Genomic DNA, 19,247 nt, shown 5'->3' on the forward strand with positions numbered 1-19,247 from the left:
CCCGGGAGACCGTCATGACCCGCACCCTCGCGACCTTCGCCGCGCTCGGCGCGCTGGCCCTTTCCGCCTGCGGCGACGGCGGCGCCGGCGGTCAGGGGCGGAACGGCATCTGGGCCGCCGGCTCCTCGACCGTCTTCCCCTTCTCGACGCGCGTGGCCGAGACCTTCTCGCGCTCGCAGGGCGGGGCCACGCCGCGCGTGGAGTCGCTGGGCACCGGGGGCGGAATCCAGGCCTTCTGCCAGGGCATCGGCCCGGCCACGCCGGACATCGCCAACGCCTCTCGCCAGATGACGGCGAACGAGTTCGACACCTGCGCCCGCAACGGCGTGACCGACATCATCGAGCTGAAGATCGGCTACGACGGCATCGTGGTCGCGACCGCGCGCACAGGGGCCTCGTTCGACCTGCGCCTCCAGGATCTCTACCTCGCGCTGGCCAAGGAGGTTCCGGTGAACGGCGAGATCGTCGCCAACCCGGCCACCCAGTGGAGCCAGGTCAATCCGGCCCTGCCGGCCCAGCGGATCCAGGTGTACGGCCCGCCGCCGACCTCGGGCACCAGGGACGCCTTCCTGGAGCTGGGCATGACGCCGGGCGCCGCCCGCCTGCCCGAGATGGCGGCGCTCGAGGGTTCGGACGAGGACCGGTTCGAGTCCGTGGCCCACACGCTGCGCGAAGACGGCCTGTGGATCGACTCCGGCGAGAACGACAACGCCATCCTGCAGACCCTGACCCGCACGCCGGGTTCGCTGGGCGTGTTCGGCTTCTCCTTCCTGGAGGAGAACATGGACGCGGTGAAGGCCGAAACCATCGACGGGGTCGCCCCGTCCGTGGACACCATCGCAGACGGATCCTACCCGCTGGCGCGCAGCCTCTACATCTATGTGAAGAAGGCCCATATCGACGTGATCCCGGGCCTGGCCGAGTTCGTGAACGAGTTCATGTCCGACGCCTCGGCCGGTCGCGGCGGCTATCTGGAAGACCGCGGCCTGACCCCGCTGCCCGCCGAGGAACTGGCCCAGCAGCGCCAGATCGCCCAGGCTCAGACCGTGATGACCCGCCCGGAGTAAGGCGCGACGCCCGCCCCGGCCGGACCGGGGCGGGCCTGTTCGCCCGGGGGTCTGTTTCAGTCCCGGGTCTGGCCCATGCCGAGGGCGTGGGCCATGACGTGATAGATCACCTGCTGCTCGATCACCCCGCCGAACAGATGGGCCCAGGGGCCCGCCGCCAGCACCGCCACGTCCTCGCCCCCGTGGGCCGCCGAAGGCAGGGGGGCGAGGGCGGGGTGCACGAACTCCGGATCGTCGACATGGGCGTCCGACAGGTCGGCGCGCGAGCCCATGGGGCCGCCGGGGCCGTTGGCGTAGCTCAGCACCGTCGCCGGCTTGCCGTCGGGCAGCCGCACCGGCGCGCCGTCGGCGCCCGTCACCAGACCCAGCACCGGCGCGCCGCGCGGCGGATAGCCGGTGAGCGTCAGATTGTGGCTGTGGTCGGCGGTGACGATCACCAGGGTGTCGTTCAGGTCCACCGCTTCGAGCGCGGCGCGGATGGCGGCGTCAAAGGCGAGGGTGTCGTTAAGGGCGGCGCCGGCCTGGCCGACATGGTGGGCGTGGTCGATGCGCGCCCCCTCGACCATCAGCACATAGCCCTGGCCGCGGGCCTCGAGCAGGGCGATGGCCTTGAGCGTCATCTCCGCCAGCGACGGTTCGTTCTCGCGGTCGTGGGCGTAGCGCATGTGGTCCGGCTCGAAGAGGCCGAGCAGGCGCGGGGTGCGCGCCGGGTCCACGGCGTCGAAGCCGGCCTGGTCCATGACGAAGGCGCCGGTCGGGTTGGCGGCGCGCCACTCCGCGATCAGGTCGCGGCCGTCGCGGCGCAGGCCGCTGCGCGACGGCGCCTCCGGATCGGCCTGGCCTTCGGGGGTGAAGTAGGCCCGGCCGCCGCCCAGCACGACGTCGAGGCCGTCGCCGTGGGGCCACTCGATCATCTGCCGGGCGATGTCGCGGCAGCCGGCCTCTACGGCCGCCGCCGGCAGCTGCCGGTCGCTCTCCCAGTTGCGGTCGGGGCTGTGGGCGTAGACCGCCGCCGGGGTGGCGTGGGTCACGCGGGCGGTGGTGACCACGCCGGTCGCCATGCCGGCGTCCTCGGCCTGACCGAACAGGCTGTCCAGCGGGGCGGCGAGGGCCGCGGCGCAGTCCCGCGCCGGGGCGGTCGCGGCCACGCCCAGCAGGCCATTGCGGGTCTTGGCGCCGGTGACCATGGCCGTCGCCGTGGCCGCGGAGTCGGCCACCATGGCGTCGTGGGTGTAGGTCTGGACGAGGGCGGCATGGGGCAGGCCGTCCATGGCCAGCGGCACGTTCTCGCCGGCGCGGCCGGCCTGCTCGGCCCCCAGCAGACGGGCGGCGGTCAGGGTCGAGATGCCCATGCCGTCGCCGATGAACAGGATGACGTTGCGGGCGCGGCCCTCGATCGGGCGCACCGCCAGACGCTGCGCCAGCGCCGCACGTCCCGCGGCGAAGTAGGCGTCCTCGCCCCCTCCCGCCGCCGGCGGCGGGGTCTGGGCGAGGGCGGGGGCGGCGAGGGTCAGGGCCAGGAAGGCGGCGGACAGGCGCAGGCCGGCGCGGATCGAGCGGGTCATGGGCGAGGCTCCGGGCTCAAGGGAGCCGATAGCCTAGCCGGGTTGTGTGACGGTCCCGTCTCGCGTGGCCTTAGGCGGCGCGCCGCCGGACCCGCGCTAGACGCCGCAGCCGGCGCCAGAACCGGCCGCGCTCGGGCTCGGGATAGGGCTGCAGGTTGCGCACGAACTCCTCGGCCGAAGCGCGCCAGCTGAACTTCTCGGCATAGGCGCGGGTCGCGCGCCGATCGCACTCCAGCGCCTTGAGGCAGGCGGCCTTCAGGTCGTCGTCGATCGCCCCCGCTTCAGAGCCGGGGATCAGGTCGATGGGGCCGTGCGCCGGATAGGCGGCGACGGGGGTGCCGGTCGCCATCGACTCCAGGATCACCAGGCCGAAGGTGTCGGTCCAGCTTGGGAAGACAAAGACGTCGGCGTCACGGAAGCACCGCGCCAGCTCCTGGCCGAAGCGGGCTCCCAGGAACTTCGCCTTGGGGAACCGCGCCTCCAGGTCGGCGCGGGCGGGCCCGTCGCCGACGACGATCTTGGTGCCCGGAAGATCCAGCTCGAGGAAGGCCTCGATGTTCTTCTCCACCGCCACCCGGCCGACGTTCAGCCAGAAGGGGCGCGGCCAGTCCGCGCCGCCGAGTTCGGCGTAGATCGGCTCCAGATCCGGCCGGAACAACTCGGTGTCGACCCCGCGCGACCAGGGCGAGATGTTCTTGAAGCCGTGCGCCTCCAGCTCCTTCTTCAGCGTCGGCGTCGCCACCATCAGACGGCCCGACGGCTTGTGGAACCACTTCATGTAGGCGTAGCCGACCTGGACCGGGATCGGGAACCGGGCCGAGACGTACTCAGGAAACTTGGTGTGGTAGCTGGTCGTGAACGGCAGCTTCCATTCCACGCAGATGCGTCGTGTGGCTATGCCGATGGGGCCCTCGGTGGCGATGTGCACCGCCTCCGGCTCGATGGCGCGCAGCCGCTCGCGAATCTCTTCCTCGGCGCCGAGCGCCAGCTTGATCTCGGGATAGGTGGGGGCCGGGATGGTCTTGAACTGGCTGGGCTCGATGACCTCGACCTCGTGACCCATGGCGCGGCACTCCGCGACCGTGCGGGTCAGGGTGCGGACGACGCCGTTGACCTGGGGCTCCCAGGCGTCGGTGGCCAGGACGATGCGCATGCGGTCGCACAACCTTGCGGTTACATGGGGCCTGAACTTCTAGACGCTCCGCTTGCCGATGGCGAGACGGCTGTCACAGGGGCAGGACGGTGGTCGACTTCACCTCCTCGAGCACCGCATAGGTCCGGGTCTCGCGCACGCCGGGCATGCGCACGAGGACGTCGCCCAGGAAGGCGCGATAGGCGTCCATGTCGGCCACCCGCGCCTTGATCAGATAGTCGAAGCCGCCGGCCACCATGTGGCACTCCAGGACCTCTGGCTGGCGGCGCACGGCCTCGGCGAAGGCCTCGAACAGGTCCCCGGTGGTGCGGTCCAGCAGCACCTCGACGAAGATCAGCAGGTCCCGCCCGACCAGCGCGGGGTCCACCATCGCCGCATAGCCGGTGATGACGCCCCGCTCGCGCAGGCGCCGGACGCGCTCGAAGCAGGCGGCGGGCGACAGGTTGCAGCGACGCGCCAGCTCGGCGTTGGAGATCCGGGCGTCGGATTGCAGCACCCGCAGGATGCGGCGATCGACGGCGTCGATCTCGATCATCAAAAAATGGCTCCGTTCCCGAACGATCGTCGGTTCAGTGACGTAACATACGAAACACCTTCGGTCATGGCGGGATTATCGAGCGTCGAGATTCACCGGTCGGATCCGCCATGAGCGACGCCTTCACCCCCTCCGCCCTCGCGTTCTGGGACGCCCTGGATCAGGGCAAGCACGAGGACGAACGCGCGGCCGTGGCGCGCAACCTCGCGGCCGTGCCTCTGGACCCGACCGAGCGGCAGGCGGTCGTCGAAGCCGCCGTCGACCTGGTCGAGCGGGCGAGGAAGAGCCCCCAGCGCCAGGGGGTGGTTGAGAGCTTCCTGCAGGAGTTCAGCCTCGGCACCCGCGAGGGGCTGGCCCTGATGTGCCTGGCCGAGGCCCTCCTGCGCACCCCCGACGACGACACCCGCGACCGCCTGATCGCCGAGAAGATCGGCTCGGCCGACTGGGCCAGCCATCTGGGCCGGTCCGACAGTCTGTTCGTCAACGCCTCGACCTGGGGCCTGATGCTGACCGGCAAGCTGGTCGAGGTGGACGAGGACGCCAAGCGCGACCTGCCCGGCTTCCTGAAGCGCGTCGCGGGCCGGATCGGCGAACCGGTGATCCGCCAGGCGGTGGCCCAGGCCGTGCGCATCATGGGTGAGCAGTTCGTCGTCGGCCGCACCATCGACGCCGCCCTGAAGCGCGCCGGGCGCGAGGGCTGGCTGTGCAGCTTCGACATGCTGGGCGAGGGCGCGCGCACCGAGGCGGACGCCGAACGCTATGAGCGGATCTATGCGGTGGCCATCGAGGCGGTGGGCCAGGTCGCCAACGGTTACGGCCCCGAGGGCGGCCACGGCGTCTCGGTCAAGCTGTCGGCCCTGTCGCCGCGCTACGAGGCGACGCACGAGGCGCGCGTCTGGGACGAGCTCTATCCGCGGGTGAAGCGGCTGGCGATCATCGCAGCGGGGCACAACATCAACTTCACCATGGACGCGGAGGAGGCGGACCGGCTGGCCCTGTCGCTGAAGCTGCTGGACCGGCTGTCGCGCGAGCCGGAGCTGGGCGACTGGAGCGGGCTGGGGCTGGCGGTCCAGGCCTATCAGAAGCGCGCCCCCGAGGCCGTGGCGCGGATCGTCGAACTGGCCAGGTCCAGCGGCCGCCGCCTGATGGTGCGGCTGGTCAAGGGCGCCTATTGGGACAGCGAGATCAAGCGGGCCCAGGTGATGGGCCGGCCCGACTATCCGGTCTTCACCACCAAGGCGGCGACGGACCTGAACTACCTCGTCTGCGCCGACGCCCTGATCCGCGCGGCCCCGCACGTCTATTCCCAGTTCGCCACGCACAACGCCCACACGCTCGCGGCCGTCCAGCACATGGCCCGGCGTTCGGGCGTCAAGGTCGAGTTCCAACGCCTGCACGGCATGGGCGAGGCGCTCTACGACGCGGTGGCCGAAGCCTTCCCGGACGGCCGCTCCATCACCGTGCGGGCCTATGCGCCCGTCGGCGGGCACGAGGAGCTCCTGCCCTATCTGGTGCGGCGCCTGCTGGAGAACGGCGCCAACTCCTCCTTCGTCCACGCGCTGCTGGACGAGCGTGTCCCGGCCTCGGCGGTCGCCGCCGACCCCGTCACCCAGGTCGAGGCCCAGCCCGACCGCCACCCCCGGATTCCCGTGCCCAGAAACCTGTATGGCGATCGCCTCAACTCCCTCGGCCGCGATTACAGCCAGGCGAGCGAGCGCGCCCGCCACGCGGCGGCGCTCGCCAGGGTCGACGCCGAGAAGCTGACGTCCGGCCCCATCGTCGGCGGCAGGCTGATGGCCGGGATCGCGCCGCAGGACGTGACCAACCCGTTCGACCGCACCCAGGTGCTGGGGCATGTGTCCGAAGCCTCGCCCGCCGACATCGATGACGCGGCGGAGCGTGCGGCGGCGGCCCAGATCGCCTGGGACCGAAAGGGCGGCGCGGGCCGCGCGCCGGTCCTGCGCGCCATGGCGGATGCCCTGGAGGCGGACCTGGACCGGCTGGTGGCGCTGTTGTCGCGCGAGGCGGGCAAGACCCTGAACGACGGCGTGGCCGAGGTGCGCGAGGCGGCGGACTTCTGTCGCTACTACGCCATGCTGGCGGAGCGCGACTTCGGCGGCGAGCAGCCGCTGACGGGGCCCGTCGGGGAAACCAACGCCCTGGTGCTGCACGGGCGGGGCGTCTTCGCCTGCATCAGCCCCTGGAACTTCCCGCTGGCCATCTTCACGGGCCAGATCGCGGCGGCGCTGGCCGCCGGCAACGCGGTCCTGGCCAAGCCCGCCGAGCAGACGCCGCTGATCGCGGCGGAGGCCGTGCGGCTCTATCACAAGGCCGGCCTGAACCCGGACCTCCTGGCGCTGGTCCCCGGGCGGGGCGAGACGGTCGGCGCGACTCTGGTCGGCCACCCGGGCGTCGATGGCGTGGCGTTCACCGGCGGCACCGAGACGGCCTGGGCCATCAACCGCGCCATCGCCAACCGGCAGGGACCGATCATCCCCTTCATCGCCGAGACGGGCGGCCTGAACGGCATGTTCGTCGACACCACCGCGCTTCGGGAACAGGTCATCGACGACGTGATCCTGTCGGCCTTCGGCTCGGCGGGCCAGCGCTGTTCGGCGCTGCGGGTGCTGTATGTGCCCAAGGATTCCGCGGACGGCCTGATCGAAGGGTTGAAGGGGGCGCTGGCGGTGCAGGTGGTGGGCGATCCCGCAGATCCCGCGACCGACATCGGCCCGGTCATCGACGCCGAGAGCCGTCAGGCGCTGGAGGCCCACGTCGCCCGGCTGGAGCGGGAAGCCAGGGTCGTCGCCCGCGCGACCCTGCCCACGGGCGCGAACAAGGGCGACCTTTTCGCCCCGACCATCGCCGAGATCCCCACGCCGGACTTCCTGGAGCGCGAGGTGTTCGGTCCGATCCTGCACATCCACCGGTACGATCCGGCCGAGCTCAAGACCGTGGCGAGCAGGCTGGCGGCGCGCGGCTATGGCCTGACGCTCGGGGTGCACAGCCGCATCGAGGCCTTCGCCGAGGAGGTCATGCGTCTGGTCCCGGCCGGCAACGTCTATGTGAACCGGGGCATCACCGGCGCGGTGGTCGGCGTCCAGCCCTTCGGCGGCGAGGGCCTGTCGGGGACGGGCCCCAAGGCCGGCGGCCCCAACAGCCTGATCCGCTACGCGTCGGAGAAGGCCATCAGCGTCAACATCGCCGCCCAGGGCGGGGACCCGGCGCTGTTGAACCTCTAGATCAGACGCGCTTCAGCCCGCGCTTGAACTCGCTCACCTGGTCGTCCAGCCAGGTCTCGCCCTCGAACCAGAAGGCGGTCAGGGCTTCGTGGTTCAGCGCCACCCATTCCAGCGCCTTGGGCGCGATGCGGGCCAGATCGCGGTCGTCCAGGCTGGAGGCCAGCACGCGCGGATTGGGGCCGATTGAGATCGAGGCGCTGGGCTGGCCGCGACCGGGCTTGAGGTACAGCTTCACTCGCGGGCCGTGCTGCCCCATGGCGGTCGAGATGAAGACGACGGCCAGAACGCCGGTCCATTCGGGCGGCAGGTTGGCCATCTCGGCGATCTCCTCTCCGAGCGCGTCCAGCTCCTCGCCGAGGGTGGGCTCCCGGTCGGTCCAGACGGCGATGGTCTCTTGAACGCCCATGCGGCGATCCTCCGCACACGCTGTCGGGAGTCAATGACTCACGCGAGGGGCCCGCCTAAACAGCGCCGCGCTCACCAGCCAGCCGGCGATCCAGGCCCCGGTCAGCAAGACGTCACGCTCGCCGAGGGCGAGGGCCGGAAGCGCCGCGAGCCCCTGGGCCAGCGCGGTCAGTAGCAGGCTTATGGCCATGCCCCGCGCCCTGAACCCGGACACGAAGGCCCCCACGACGGGCACGATCAGCACGGCGAAGAACAGGGCGTTCAGCGGATGGCCTTCGTCGCCGACGATTCCTACGGCGAGGTTGGCCCAGACCAGCAGGAAGCCGGCGCTGAGCGCGATCCAGCTGGCGAGGCGATAGTCGAGACGCGGGCTGAGCCGCAGCGAGGCCTCGAAGACGCTGGCGGCGGTCAGCAGCATCACGCCCCAGACCACATAGTCCATCACGCTCCAGTCAAACCCCGACAGGAAGCGACCGGCCACAAGCGGCAGGAGCCACAGGCCGACGGCGCCGCCCCAGCCGAGGGCGCGAAGGACGGGGTCGAAACGGGCGAGCGAAGCGGTCGCGGACATGGCGAGGTCTCCCTGATGAACCCGGCGATCCTCCCTGCGTCGGGCATGAGCCGCATGAGCGCGACGTGAGGCTTCGCTGAAATCGTCGGGCGCCGTTGCCTCGTCGACCCTGGCGGCGCCAGTCTGCCCCGCGTGACCCGGGCCGCCCTCGCATGACCGACGCCTATCGCTTCGACCGCTTCGTGCTGGATGCGGGCGACCGCCGTCTGCGTCGCGACGGGGAGGTGGTGGAGCTGAACGCCCGCTATTTCGACGCCCTGCTCCTGCTGGTCCGCGAAGCGGGCCGACTGGTGACGAAGGACCGGTTCCTGGACGAGGTCTGGCGCGGCGTGCCCGTGACCGAGGAGGCGCTGACCCAGTGCATCCGCACGCTCCGCCGCCAGCTGGGCGACGATGCGGCGCGGCCCCGCTTCATCGAGACGTCGCCCAAGCACGGCTACCGCTTCGTCGCACGGGTGGAGCGGGTGGAGGCGGCGAGGCCCGGCGTCGCGTCGCCGGGGCCGGCGCCGTCCCTGTCGTTCAGGCCGGCATGGGCGGGCGCGCTGGGCGGCGGCGCGGCGGGCGCGATCGGCGGCCTGGCCTATGGGCTGGCGGCGGTCTCGCCCGGCATGGGCGCGGCCTCGGCGGCGCTGGTGCTGGTCCTCCTGACGATGCTGGTGGGCCTGCTAGGCGGCGGCGGCGTGGGGCTGGGCCTCGTGCTGACGGCGCGCGCCCCGGGCCCGCGCTGGCGCTGGAGCCTGATCGGCGGGGCGCTGGGCGGCCTGGTCGTCGGAGGGCTGGTCGAGCTTCTGGGGCTCGACGCGTTCAACCTGCTGCTGGGGCAGGCCCCGTCCGACATCACAGGCGCGGGGGAGGGCGCCCTGCTGGGCGGGGCGGTCGGGTTCGGGGCGTGGCTGGGGCTGAAGCTCGCCGACCCTGGATCACGGCTGCGCGCGACGGCGCCGGCCGCGGCCCTGGGCGCGCTGGCGGGCGCGGCCATTCCGCTGATGAACGGCCGTCTGATGGGCGGCAGCCTCAGCGCGCTTCAGGCGGTGTTCTCGAACTCGCGGCTGTCGCTCGACGGGCTGGGCCGCGCGCTGGGCGATGACGGCTTCGGCCGGCTGGCCCAGGCCCTGACCGGCGCGGCGGAGGGGGCGCTGTTCGCGGCCGCCGTGACGGCCGCCATGATCCTGGCGCGGCGGAAGGCCTAGGGCGCGGCTTCGGACACGCCCGCCTCGCCGTCCTCGTCGGCCCAGGCGACCCGCTTCGCGTCGGGGCTGAGCGCCAGGGCGGTGACGGCCGCGCCCTTGTCCGCGCGTACGAAGTTCAGCCCCTGCGCCGCCGGGTCGGCGACCCAGACCCGGCCGTCGTCGAGCCCCGCGACCAGCCGCCCGTGCGGGATTTGAGCGGCCACCAGCACCACGAGGCTGGACTGATCAAAGCCGATCTCGGTCGCTTCGCGCCCCATCGGCCCGTTCGCGCCGATGAAGGGCCACAGAACCGCGCCCTGCGCCCCGGGCGTGGCCAGGAGCTGCCCCTTGGACAGGAAGGCGAGGTTCCGGATCTTGGACGGATAGCCGCCCATCCGCATGTCGCGCGCGTCCTTCATGCGCCAGCCGTGCAGCTGGTTGTCCTGCATGGTGGTGACCAGGAAGGCGCCGTCCGGCGAGAAGGCGACGCCTGTGTGCGATCCCGCCCACTTGAAGCTGGTCGGTCGCTGGTCGGCGATGCGCGCGAACCAGACCAGCGCCCCGCCGTAGGTCGAGGCCGCGACGCGGCGGCCCTTAGGATCGAAGGCCACGCCGGACAGGGTGCGCTCGGCGGCGTGGTCGCGACGAAAATTGGGATCGGCGGCGTCCAGCACGATCAGGCTTCGGCCGGCGGTTCCGGCGATCAGCCCGGACTCGGGCGAGGCGGCCAGGGCGTCGATCCAGCGGCCCTGGGCCGTGGCCAGGGTCGCGGCCTCCTCGCGTCGGACCCAGACGATGCGGCCGTCGTCGCCGCCGGTGACGACGCCGTCGCCGGACGGGTGGACCACGGCGGACAGCACCGCCCCGTCGTGGGCCTCCACCCGCTCGCCGCTCTCGAAGCGGACGGAGCCGTCGCCGAGCGCGAACACGGCGCCCGAGGCGTCGAACAGGGCGGCGGTGATCTGGGCGTCGAAGGTGGTGCGCATGGCCGAGCGCTCTAGCGCGTCTCGCGCCAACGGCGAACCATGAACTCGGCCGAGGCGTAGGCTTCCTGGAGCTCCACGCTCCAGTAGTTGAGCCGCTCCAGCGGAATGCGGACGCCGGACACGGCGCAGGTGACATAGGCGCCCGGCCGGATCACCTGGAACTCCGGGGTGTCGTAGTGCAGCAAGGCCTCGGGACCGGTCGTCGGCGTCATGACTCCACGTCCCCGGACGGAGACACGACGGTGAACAGGGTTCGCGCCTCCTCCGCCGGTCCGCGACGCTCCCCGAGCGCCGCGACGCGCAGGGCGATCAGCCGCCCCGTCAGAGGAAACAGCAGGTCGTCACCGGGATGGACCGAGCGACTGGGCTTGTCGAGTCGGCTCTGCACGCCGTTGTGGGTCAGCCGCACGCGGCCGCTTTCGACGAAGGCGGCGGCGAGGGACCGGCTCTTGAAGAACCGGGCGCGCCACAGCCAGACATCGATGCGGCAGGACTCGCTCACCCGGCCGGCTCCAGGACCTCGGCGGCCGTCGTCGGCGGCCCGGCGTAGGCCGCCGACAGCCTCCGATAGGCGCGGGAGTTGAAGGCCAGAAGCGTCAGGACCACGCCGCACAGGCCGGCGACGGTGAAGACCAGCGCCATGCCGCGGTCGGGTCCCGTCCCGAACCAGCCGCCGATCGCTCGCGCGCCCCAGCCGTCGGTCATGAAGGGGATGACGATGAACTGCGTGAGCGGTCCGATCAGGAAGGCCGTCAAAGGCGAGGCCGACTGCTCCACCGACTGGGCGAAGCCGAAGACGCGGCCCTGGCGCTCATAGGGGACCACCTTCTGGAGCGTGGTCTGTTCGGCGGCCTCGGCCCAGGGCCCGAGGAATATCCAGATCGCGCAGCCGACGGCGAGCAGCGGGATGGAGGCCTGGATCGTGAAGACCGAGGCCACGCTCCACATGATCAGGTTGACGATCAGCAGCGTCCGCAGCGGCTTGGGTCCCAGGCCCACCTTGGCGATCACCAGACCCGAAACGATGAAGGACACCGAGATGGCCGCCCACAGGAAGCCCCACGCCTGGACCGGCATCAGCGACAGGCCATAGGCGTCCATCAGCGCCATGAAGACGCCGCCCAGGAAGTTGTTGAAGGCGGCGAACAGGATCAGGGCGAACAGGCCCGGCACGGCGCCCACGACCTTCAGCGTGCCCTTCAGGTCGACCCGGCGGTCGGGCCTGGCGGTCGGGTCGGCGGGGGCTTCGGCGGCCGATGCGGCGGTCTGGGCGGCCGTGGGCATGCGGATGGTCAGGAGATGGAGGATGACCAGCACCGTCAGGCCCAGCGCCACGCCGAGCGCCCCCATCATGCCGGCCCAGGCGACCAGCAGGCCGGAGATGACCGAGGTGGTCAGAAAGCCGACGCCCGTGGCCATGCCGACCAGGCCGTTGGCCCTGTCGCGGCGGTCCTCGGGGACCAGCAGGGTGACGAGGGTCGGCAGGGCGATGTTGCGGACGTTGCCCGCGATGACGCCCAGCATGACGAGGCCGATCAGGATCCAGAGCTGGGGCTGCGCGACGTCGCGGAAGACCGCCCCGGGCGTGATCAGGAGCAGGCCGAGGGAGAGGCCGTATAGGGCCAGGGACGCTAGGCTCGATCCCAGCATGACGCGGGTCTTGGGATAGTGGTCGACCAGGCTGCCGAACCATACGGCGAATCCCGCCGTGAGCACCAGGAAGACGCCCGCGATCATGCCGGTGGCGAACACCGAGCGGGTCTCCAGGAACACCCAGAAGGTGATGGCGAACCAGACGGTGAAGTTGGTCACGCCCGCGACGGCGTTGTTGACCAGCAGATTGTAGAAGGCCCGCACGGGGCTGGATGCGGCCATGGACGGTCTCAGGCGCGCTCGGCGGGCTTGCGGCGCGGGCGCTTTCGCCTGACCGGAGCGGGCGGCGCGGTCAAGGCGGCGAGCGCGGCGAACGGGGAATCCTTGACCGGACGGGGAGCCTTGCCCGGGCGGTCGGGCTGCTGGGCGCGAGGGGTGCGAAGGGCCGCCAGCACGGCCTTGAGCTCGGCGGCGGACCAGCCGAGTTCAGACAGGGCCGCGTCGGACAGGTCCGCCTTGCCCGCCTCCCGCTTCAGCTCGGCGAGGCGTTCGAGGGCCTCCACCGGAATGGCGAAGCCGCCGACGGCGCGCAGGCCGTAGGCTGAGAGCGCCCGGGCGCCGGGCGCGGGTTCGGGCAGCGGGCGAAGGGCGCCGCCCGCGCCCGCGGGGATGCGCACGTTCGCGGCGAAGGCCTGCGCCAGGGTGCGGGCGCGAGGCTTCAGGGCGCCGGGGAGCCAGACCGTATGCGCCCCCACGCGGATGGCGAAGGCCCTGATCGTGCGACGCTCGGCCTGGCTGAGAGCGGCGAGGTCCCGCTCGACCTCGCGCCGGTCGATCATTCCCCCGGCCTCGATCAGCCGGAAGGCGATCCCGCGCGGCAAGCCCTTGATCGCGCCGCGCTCGACCGCGTCCTTGAGCCGTCGCAAGTCGCGCAGCGCCCGGCCGGTCTCGGCCGCCAGCCAGGCCTCCAGCCGGCGCTCCGCGCGACGCCTCGCCGCCTCCGGCCCCAGCTCGCCGAGCAGACGCACCCGGGGCCGGAAGGGATCGTCGTTGACGACGCGCCCGGCGATCTCCCCGCGCCAGAGCACTTCGCCGGCGGGCGTCACGGCGAAGGCCTCGTCGCCGTCGGCGGCCAGCCGGCCGAGCCGCCGCGCCACTTCCGGTCCCACGGCGCGACGCGCGGCGGCCCGCAGGGTCCGGTCCTCAAGCGCGCTCGCGCCCGTCTCGGCGTCGAAGCGCACGCCGTCGAGCCGCCCCACCACGGCGCCCTCGATCGACACCTCGCCCGCGTCCGACACCTCGACGTCCAGGTCGGGGCGGTCGTTCAGGGACCGCATCAGTGCGGTCGTGCGCCGGTCGACGAAGCGCGCGGTCAGCCGCTCGTGCAGCACGTCCGACAGCCGGTCCTCCAGCGCGCGGGTCTGTTCGCGCCAGGCCTTGGGCCGCTCCAGCCAGTCTGGGCGCTGGGCGATGTAGGCCAGGGTGCGCACCCCCGACAGGCGCGCGGACAGCTGGTCGATCTGTCCGTCGTCGCGATCGACGGCGGCGAAGCGCGGCGCGATCCAGTCCTCGCTCAGACGACCGCGCCCCGAGGTCAGGGCGTGGAAGATCTCCTTCGACAGCCGCGCGTGATCGTCCAGCGTCGTCTTCTGGAAGTCCGGCAGCTGGCAGGCGTCCCACAGGCGCATGAGGGCGCCGCGCGAACGGGCGATGCGCGCCACGTCCTCATCCGTCGCCGCGCGCCTCAGCAGGGTCTCGTCCAGCGCCGGCTCGGTCAGGCGCAGACCCGCCCGTCCCGGGGTCACCGAGAGCGACCGCAGAAGGTCTTTCAGGCTGTCGAAGTCCAGCTTGCCGTTGCGCCACTCGGCCTGTTCGACGGGGTCGAAGCGGTGCTCGGCGACCTGCTCGACCAGCTCCTCGTCCGGCTCCTGGCATTCGCCGGTGACGCCCCAGGTCCCGTCGCGCAGGTGGCGACCCGCGCGCCCGGCGATCTGGCCGACCTCGTGGGCGTGAAGCCAGCGGGTGCGGCGCCCATCGAACTTGCGCATGCCGGCGAAGGCCACATGGTCGACGTCCATGTTCAGCCCCATGCCGACGGCGTCGGTGGCGACCAGGTAGTCGACCTCGCCCGACTGGAAGAGCTCCACCTGGGCGTTGCGGGTGCGCGGGCTCAGCGAGCCCATGACGACCGCGGCCCCGCCCTTCTGGCGCCGGATCAGCTCGGCGATGGCGTAGACCTGGTCCGTGGAGAAGGCGACCACCGCCGACCGGCGGGGCAGGCGCGTCAGCTTCTCGGACCCCGCGTAGGTCAGGACGGAGAACCGCTCCCGCGCCTGGAACTCGACGTCCGGAACCAGTCGCCGGACCAGGGGCACCATCGTGCCGGCGCCCAGGAACATGGTCTCGTGCCGTCCGCGCGCATGCAGCAGCCGGTGGGTGAAGACGTGGCCGCGCTCCGGGTCGGCGGCGAGCTGGATCTCGTCCACCGCCAGGAAATCGACCGACCGCTCCAGCGGCATGGCCTCGACCGTGCAGACGAAGAAGGCGGGGCGGTCCGGCAGGATCTTCTCCTCGCCGGTGATCAGAGCCACCCGGGCCTTGCCGACCCGGGCGACGATCCGGTCGTAGATCTCTCGCGCCAGCAGACGGAGCGGCAGGCCGATCATGCCGGACGCATGGCCGAGCATCCGCTCCACCGCCAGGTGGGTCTTGCCGGTGTTGGTGGGTCCAAGCACCGCGACCACGCGGGAAGGGCCGAGTCCGGTCGAACGGTCGCTCATGACCGCCTTAAGGTGGCGTGGCCGCTTCGGTTCCTCAAGCGCGGCGGCGCGCCAGCGGGCTGCGGCTGATCGCCAGATAGAGCAGCAGGCCGAAGGGCCCGAACATCAGGGTGAAGAACAGGCAGGGCAGCAGCGCCCAGTGCGGCAGGCCGCGTCGCTCGGCGTCCTCGACCTCCCAGGCGCCGACCCACAGGTCGAAGGCCAGATAATGCACCCAGCCGACCAGCACGCCCTCCGGCTGGGCGAAGGCGCGGGTGACGCCCTCCAGGCTGGAGAAGTCCAGCTCGCGCCCCCCCTCGCCGAGGGTCAGCAGAACGCCCGCCAGCAGCACCGTGTAGGTCACGGCCAGGCCGACGCCCACCACCCGCGCCGCGTTGACCAGCAGCGTGCGACGCAGCGGCGCGATCGCCAACATCAGCCACCCGGCGAGGGCGGTCAGATTCGCGATCTCGAAAAGGCGTGCGGGATCCATGTCGGGCTCCGGGCGGCGGTTAATGCGCATCCTGCCGCAAGCGGAACAGGCGCGAAACGAATCACGACCGAATCACTGACACCGTCCGATTCGCCGTTTGTTCACCGCAAGATATTGTAGATTAAGGCGGATTAACCACAACCGCGCGCGCGCCGCTCGGGCGGGCCCGGAACCCTCAAGCTCACGACATGTTACAGGCGCCATAGCGTCGGCCTCCCGGTCGCGCTAAGCGGGGGGCAAGCCGGACGATGCCGGCGGCCGATGGCAACTCAGGGGTAGAGATGACGAAGTGGGTCTACGGCTTCGGCGGGGGCTCCGCCGACGGCGACGCGTCGATGAAGAACCTTCTGGGGGGCAAGGGCGCCAATCTGGCGGAGATGTCGTCGCTGGGCCTGCCGGTGCCGCCGGGCTTCACCATCACCACCGAGGCCTGCGTCCACTACTATTCGAACGGCCAGAGCTACCCGGCCGACCTGGCGGATCAGGTGAAGGCGGGACTCGCCGCCGTCGAGGGCGTGGTCGGCAAGACCTTCGGCGATCCCACGAACCCGCTGCTGGTCTCGGTCCGGTCCGGGGCCAGGGCGTCCATGCCGGGCATGATGGACACCGTCCTGAACCTCGGCCTCAACGACGAGACGGTCGAGGGGCTCGCGGCCCTGTCCGGCGACCGGCGCTTCGCCTTCGACAGCTACCGCCGCTTCATCACCATGTACTCGAACGTCGTCCTGGGCCTGAGCCACGACGACTTCGAGGAGGTGCTGGACGACCACAAGGACCGGCTGGGCCTCACGGTCGACACCGAGCTCGCGGCCGAGGACTGGGAGAAGGTCGTCGCCGACTACAAGGCCGTGGTCGAGGACCGGCTGGGCCGGCCGTTCCCCCAGGACCCGCACGACCAGCTGTGGGGCGCGATCGGCGCCGTGTTCGCCAGCTGGATGAACGAGCGGGCCAAGTTCTATCGCCGCATGCACGACATCCCCGAGAGCTGGGGCACGGCGGTCAACGTCCAGTCGATGGTGTTCGGCAACATGGGCGAGACCTCGGCCACGGGCGTGGCCTTCACCCGCAACCCGTCGACTGGCGAGGCCAGGCTCTACGGCGAGTTCCTGATCAACGCCCAGGGCGAGGACGTGGTCGCCGGCATCCGCACGCCCCAGTCCCTCACTCGCGCCGGCCGTGAGGAGATGGGCGAGACGGCCCCTTCGATGGAAGAGGCGATGCCGGAGGTGTTCGCCCAGTTCGTCGATGTCGTCGGCACGCTGGAGCGGCACTACCGCGACATGCAGGACATCGAGTTCACGGTCGAGCAGGGCCGGCTGTGGATGCTCCAGACCCGCAACGGCAAGCGCACCGCCAAGGCGGCCCTGAAGATCGCGGTCGAGATGGCCGCCGACGGCGTGATCAGCCGGGACGAGGCGGTGCTCAGGGTCGACCCCTCCGCACTCGATCAACTGCTGCACCCCACGCTCGACCCGGACGCGCCCCGGACGGTCGTGGCGCACGGGTTGCCCGCCAGCCCCGGCGCGGCGACCGGCAAGATCGTGTTCGACGCCGACGAGGCCGAGCGCCTGAACCAGCTGGGCGACGCGGTGATCCTGGTGCGCGACGAGACCAGCCCCGAGGACATCCACGGCATGCACGCGGCGCGGGGCATCGTCACGGCGCGTGGCGGCATGACCAGCCACGCGGCGGTGGTGGCCCGCGGCATGGGGCGTCCCTGCGTCTCCGGCGCCGGCGAGATCCGGATCGACGAGAAGGCCGGAACCTTCACCGTGCGCGGCCGGACCTTCAAGGCGGGCGACGTCATCACCATCGACGGCTCCAAGGGCGAGGTCATGGAGGGCGCGGTCAAGATGATCGAGCCGGAGCTGACCGGCGATTTCCAGACCCTTATGGCCTGGGCCGACGGCGCGCGTCGTCTGAAGGTCCGCGCCAACGCCGAGACTCCGCTCGACGCCAAGACCGCCCGCGGCTTCGGCGCCGAAGGCATCGGCCTGTGCCGCACCGAGCACATGTTCTTCGACGACGAGCGCATCTCGGCTGTGCGCGAGATGATCCTGGCCGACGACGAGGCCGGTCGCCGCGCGGCGCTCGCCAAGATCGCGCCGTTCCAGAAGGCGGACTTCGTGGAGCTGTTCACCATCATGGCCGGTCTGCCGGTGACGGTGCGCCTGCTCGATCCGCCGCTGCACGAGTTCATCCCGCACTCCGAGGCGGAGATCGACGCGCTGGCCGCCGGCTCGGGCCTGGACGCCGCCAAGCTGAAGCGGCGCGCCAACGAGCTGCACGAGACCAATCCCATGCTCGGCCACCGGGGGTGCCGCCTGGGCGTGGCCTATCCCGAGATCTACGAAATGCAGGTCCGGGCGATCCTGGAGGCGGCGCTGGAGGTCAAGCGCGCATCGGGACGGGCGCCCACGCCGGAGATCATGCATCCGCTGGTCGCCAAGGGCGCGGAGATGAAATACCTGCGCGAGCTGACCGACCGCACGGCCGAGGCGGTGTTCGAGGCGGCCGGCGACCGGGTCGACTATCTGGTCGGCACCATGATCGAGCTGCCGCGCGCGGCGATCCGCGCCGACGACCTGGCCGAGCACGCAGCCTTCTTCAGCTTCGGCACCAACGACCTGACCCAGACCACCTTCGGCATCAGCCGCGACGATTCCGGTCGGTTCCTGCAGGCCTATCTGGACAAGGGCATCTTCGAGCACGACCCGTTCGTGCGCCTGGACCAGGACGGCGTCGGCGACCTGATCCGGATCGCGACCGAGCGCGGGCGCAAGGTGCGCGCCGACGTCAAGCTGGGCATCTGCGGCGAGCACGGCGGCGACCCCTCGTCCATCGCCTTCTGCGAAGCGGCGGGCCTCGACTATGTGAGCTGCAGCCCGTACCGGGTGCCGATCGCCCGGCTGGCGGCGGCGCAGGCCGCGCTCGCTCAGCGCGAAGGCTGAAAAAGGTCAGTCGCGTTCCCGCCTCATTGAAGTCCAATCGCCGCCGTCATTGACGGACCGGCGTATGTGCCTGCTCGCCCACAGTTACGGAGCTGTAATCAGTCGGCCTTGGAACTGCCGCGCCGCGCTTCCCATTTCCTCCGTGCTGGTGGGGCGACGCCGATTGTGGCGTCAGGACTAGCAAGGACAAAAACATGAAGAACATTCTTCTCACCGCCGCCGCTCTTTCTCTGATCGCCGGGGCCGCCTCGGCGCAGAGCTTCCAGGCGCCCCAGACTTACGGCACGATCGGCTACACCCAGCTGGACGGCGGCGACGGCGATCTCGGCGCCGTCACCGGCCGCTTCGGCGCCAAGGTCAGCCCCTGGTTCGGCGCCGAGGGCGAGGCCTCGATCGGCGTGCGCGATGACGACGTCGACTTCGGCGGCGTGACCGGCTCCGTCGAGCACGAGTGGGACGCCGCGGTCTATGGCGTCGCCTTCGTGCCGGTCAGCGAGCGGGTCGAGCTGTTCGGCCGTCTCGGCTACGGCACCACCGAGGTCAGCGCCGATCTGGCCGGCTTCGAGGTGACCGAGGACGGCGAGAGCATCAACTACGGCGCCGGCGCGAATTTCTTCCTGGATGAGCGCAACGGCATCCGCGCCGACTGGACCCGTCGCGACTTCGACGGCGACGACGCGGAAGTCGACACCTATTCGCTGAACTACGTGCGCCGCTTCTAGAGCCTGATCGGCTTATGCGGAATCGCTTCGCGATTC

The 19,247-nt window shown here is 71.4% G+C and carries 16 protein-coding genes; 5 read left to right on the plus strand and 11 right to left on the minus strand.

Features of this window, described 5'->3' with window-relative positions:
• Positions 1-14: 14 nt before the first annotated feature.
• Positions 15-1,067: a substrate-binding domain-containing protein gene (locus ACFFGE_RS13020; protein WP_376836871.1), complete on the plus strand. Its 1,053-nt coding sequence runs from the start codon at positions 15-17 to the stop codon at positions 1,065-1,067.
• Positions 1,068-1,123: 56 nt separating this feature from the next.
• Here ACFFGE_RS13020 and ACFFGE_RS13025 read toward each other — a convergent pair whose 3' ends face one another.
• The 3 genes from ACFFGE_RS13025 to ACFFGE_RS13035 all read right to left on the minus strand — a co-directional run bounded on the left by ACFFGE_RS13025 (position 1,124) and on the right by ACFFGE_RS13035 (position 4,320).
• Complete coding sequence (locus ACFFGE_RS13025; RefSeq protein WP_376836872.1) at positions 1,124-2,632, minus strand: alkaline phosphatase; 1,509 nt, start codon at positions 2,630-2,632, stop codon at positions 1,124-1,126.
• A 70-nt stretch (positions 2,633-2,702) separates the two neighbouring features.
• Positions 2,703-3,785, minus strand: a complete 1,083-nt coding sequence (locus tag ACFFGE_RS13030; RefSeq protein WP_376836873.1) for a glycosyltransferase family 4 protein — start codon at positions 3,783-3,785, stop codon at positions 2,703-2,705.
• Between the two features lie 73 nt (positions 3,786-3,858).
• Positions 3,859-4,320, minus strand: a complete 462-nt coding sequence (locus ACFFGE_RS13035; protein ID WP_376836874.1) for an Lrp/AsnC ligand binding domain-containing protein — start codon at positions 4,318-4,320, stop codon at positions 3,859-3,861.
• 110 nt (positions 4,321-4,430) lie between these two features.
• Here ACFFGE_RS13035 and putA point away from each other — a divergent pair, with 110 nt between their 5' ends.
• Positions 4,431-7,562: a bifunctional proline dehydrogenase/L-glutamate gamma-semialdehyde dehydrogenase PutA gene (gene putA / locus ACFFGE_RS13040; RefSeq protein ID WP_376836875.1), complete on the plus strand. Its 3,132-nt coding sequence runs from the start codon at positions 4,431-4,433 to the stop codon at positions 7,560-7,562.
• 1 nt (position 7,563) lies between these two features.
• Here putA and ACFFGE_RS13045 read toward each other — a convergent pair whose 3' ends face one another.
• Both ACFFGE_RS13045 and ACFFGE_RS13050 read right to left on the minus strand, forming a co-directional pair.
• On the minus strand, positions 7,564-7,968 hold the full coding sequence (locus ACFFGE_RS13045) for a hypothetical protein (protein WP_376836876.1): 405 nt from the start codon (positions 7,966-7,968) through the stop codon (positions 7,564-7,566).
• Between the two features lie 30 nt (positions 7,969-7,998).
• Positions 7,999-8,538, minus strand: coding sequence for a hypothetical protein (locus ACFFGE_RS13050; RefSeq protein ID WP_376836877.1), 540 nt, complete (start codon positions 8,536-8,538; stop codon positions 7,999-8,001).
• Positions 8,539-8,690: 152 nt separating this feature from the next.
• Here ACFFGE_RS13050 and ACFFGE_RS13055 point away from each other — a divergent pair, with 152 nt between their 5' ends.
• Entirely contained in the window at positions 8,691-9,728 is a 1,038-nt protein-coding gene (locus tag ACFFGE_RS13055; RefSeq protein WP_376836878.1) for a winged helix-turn-helix domain-containing protein, read from the plus strand.
• Here ACFFGE_RS13055 and ACFFGE_RS13060 read toward each other — a convergent pair.
• From ACFFGE_RS13060 to ACFFGE_RS13085, 6 genes are read right to left on the minus strand one after another with little or no spacing between them, the layout of a single operon-like run.
• Complete coding sequence (locus tag ACFFGE_RS13060; RefSeq protein WP_376836880.1) at positions 9,725-10,693, minus strand: WD40 repeat domain-containing protein; 969 nt, start codon at positions 10,691-10,693, stop codon at positions 9,725-9,727. The genes ACFFGE_RS13055 and ACFFGE_RS13060 overlap by 4 nt on opposite strands.
• Before the next feature lie 11 nt (positions 10,694-10,704).
• Positions 10,705-10,905, minus strand: coding sequence for a DUF2093 domain-containing protein (locus tag ACFFGE_RS13065; RefSeq protein ID WP_376836881.1), 201 nt, complete (start codon positions 10,903-10,905; stop codon positions 10,705-10,707).
• Positions 10,902-11,195 carry an RNA-binding S4 domain-containing protein gene (locus ACFFGE_RS13070; RefSeq protein WP_376836882.1) on the minus strand — a complete coding sequence of 98 codons (294 nt, stop codon included), beginning with the start codon at positions 11,193-11,195 and terminating at the stop codon, positions 10,902-10,904. The genes ACFFGE_RS13065 and ACFFGE_RS13070 overlap by 4 nt, the downstream gene beginning before the upstream one ends.
• Positions 11,192-12,568: an MFS transporter gene (locus tag ACFFGE_RS13075; protein WP_376836883.1), complete on the minus strand. Its 1,377-nt coding sequence runs from the start codon at positions 12,566-12,568 to the stop codon at positions 11,192-11,194. The genes ACFFGE_RS13070 and ACFFGE_RS13075 overlap by 4 nt, the downstream gene beginning before the upstream one ends.
• 8 nt (positions 12,569-12,576) lie before the next feature.
• Positions 12,577-15,066 carry a helicase-related protein gene (locus tag ACFFGE_RS13080; RefSeq protein ID WP_376836884.1) on the minus strand — a complete coding sequence of 830 codons (2,490 nt, stop codon included), beginning with the start codon at positions 15,064-15,066 and terminating at the stop codon, positions 12,577-12,579.
• A 34-nt stretch (positions 15,067-15,100) separates the two neighbouring features.
• Positions 15,101-15,538 (minus strand): ABA4-like family protein, encoded by a 438-nt coding sequence (locus ACFFGE_RS13085; protein WP_376836885.1) that lies wholly within the window; start codon positions 15,536-15,538, stop codon positions 15,101-15,103.
• A 281-nt stretch (positions 15,539-15,819) separates the two neighbouring features.
• Here ACFFGE_RS13085 and ppdK point away from each other — a divergent pair, with 281 nt between their 5' ends.
• The gene (gene ppdK / locus ACFFGE_RS13090) at positions 15,820-18,489 is read left to right on the plus strand and encodes a pyruvate, phosphate dikinase (RefSeq protein ID WP_376836886.1); all 2,670 of its coding nucleotides are present in this window, start codon (positions 15,820-15,822) and stop codon (positions 18,487-18,489) included.
• Between the two features lie 194 nt (positions 18,490-18,683).
• Positions 18,684-19,211 (plus strand): porin family protein, encoded by a 528-nt coding sequence (locus tag ACFFGE_RS13095; RefSeq protein ID WP_376836887.1) that lies wholly within the window; start codon positions 18,684-18,686, stop codon positions 19,209-19,211.
• Positions 19,212-19,247 lie beyond the last annotated feature (36 nt).

Source organism: Brevundimonas balnearis, assembly GCF_042434805.1.
GTDB lineage: Bacteria > Pseudomonadota > Alphaproteobacteria > Caulobacterales > Caulobacteraceae > Brevundimonas > Brevundimonas balnearis.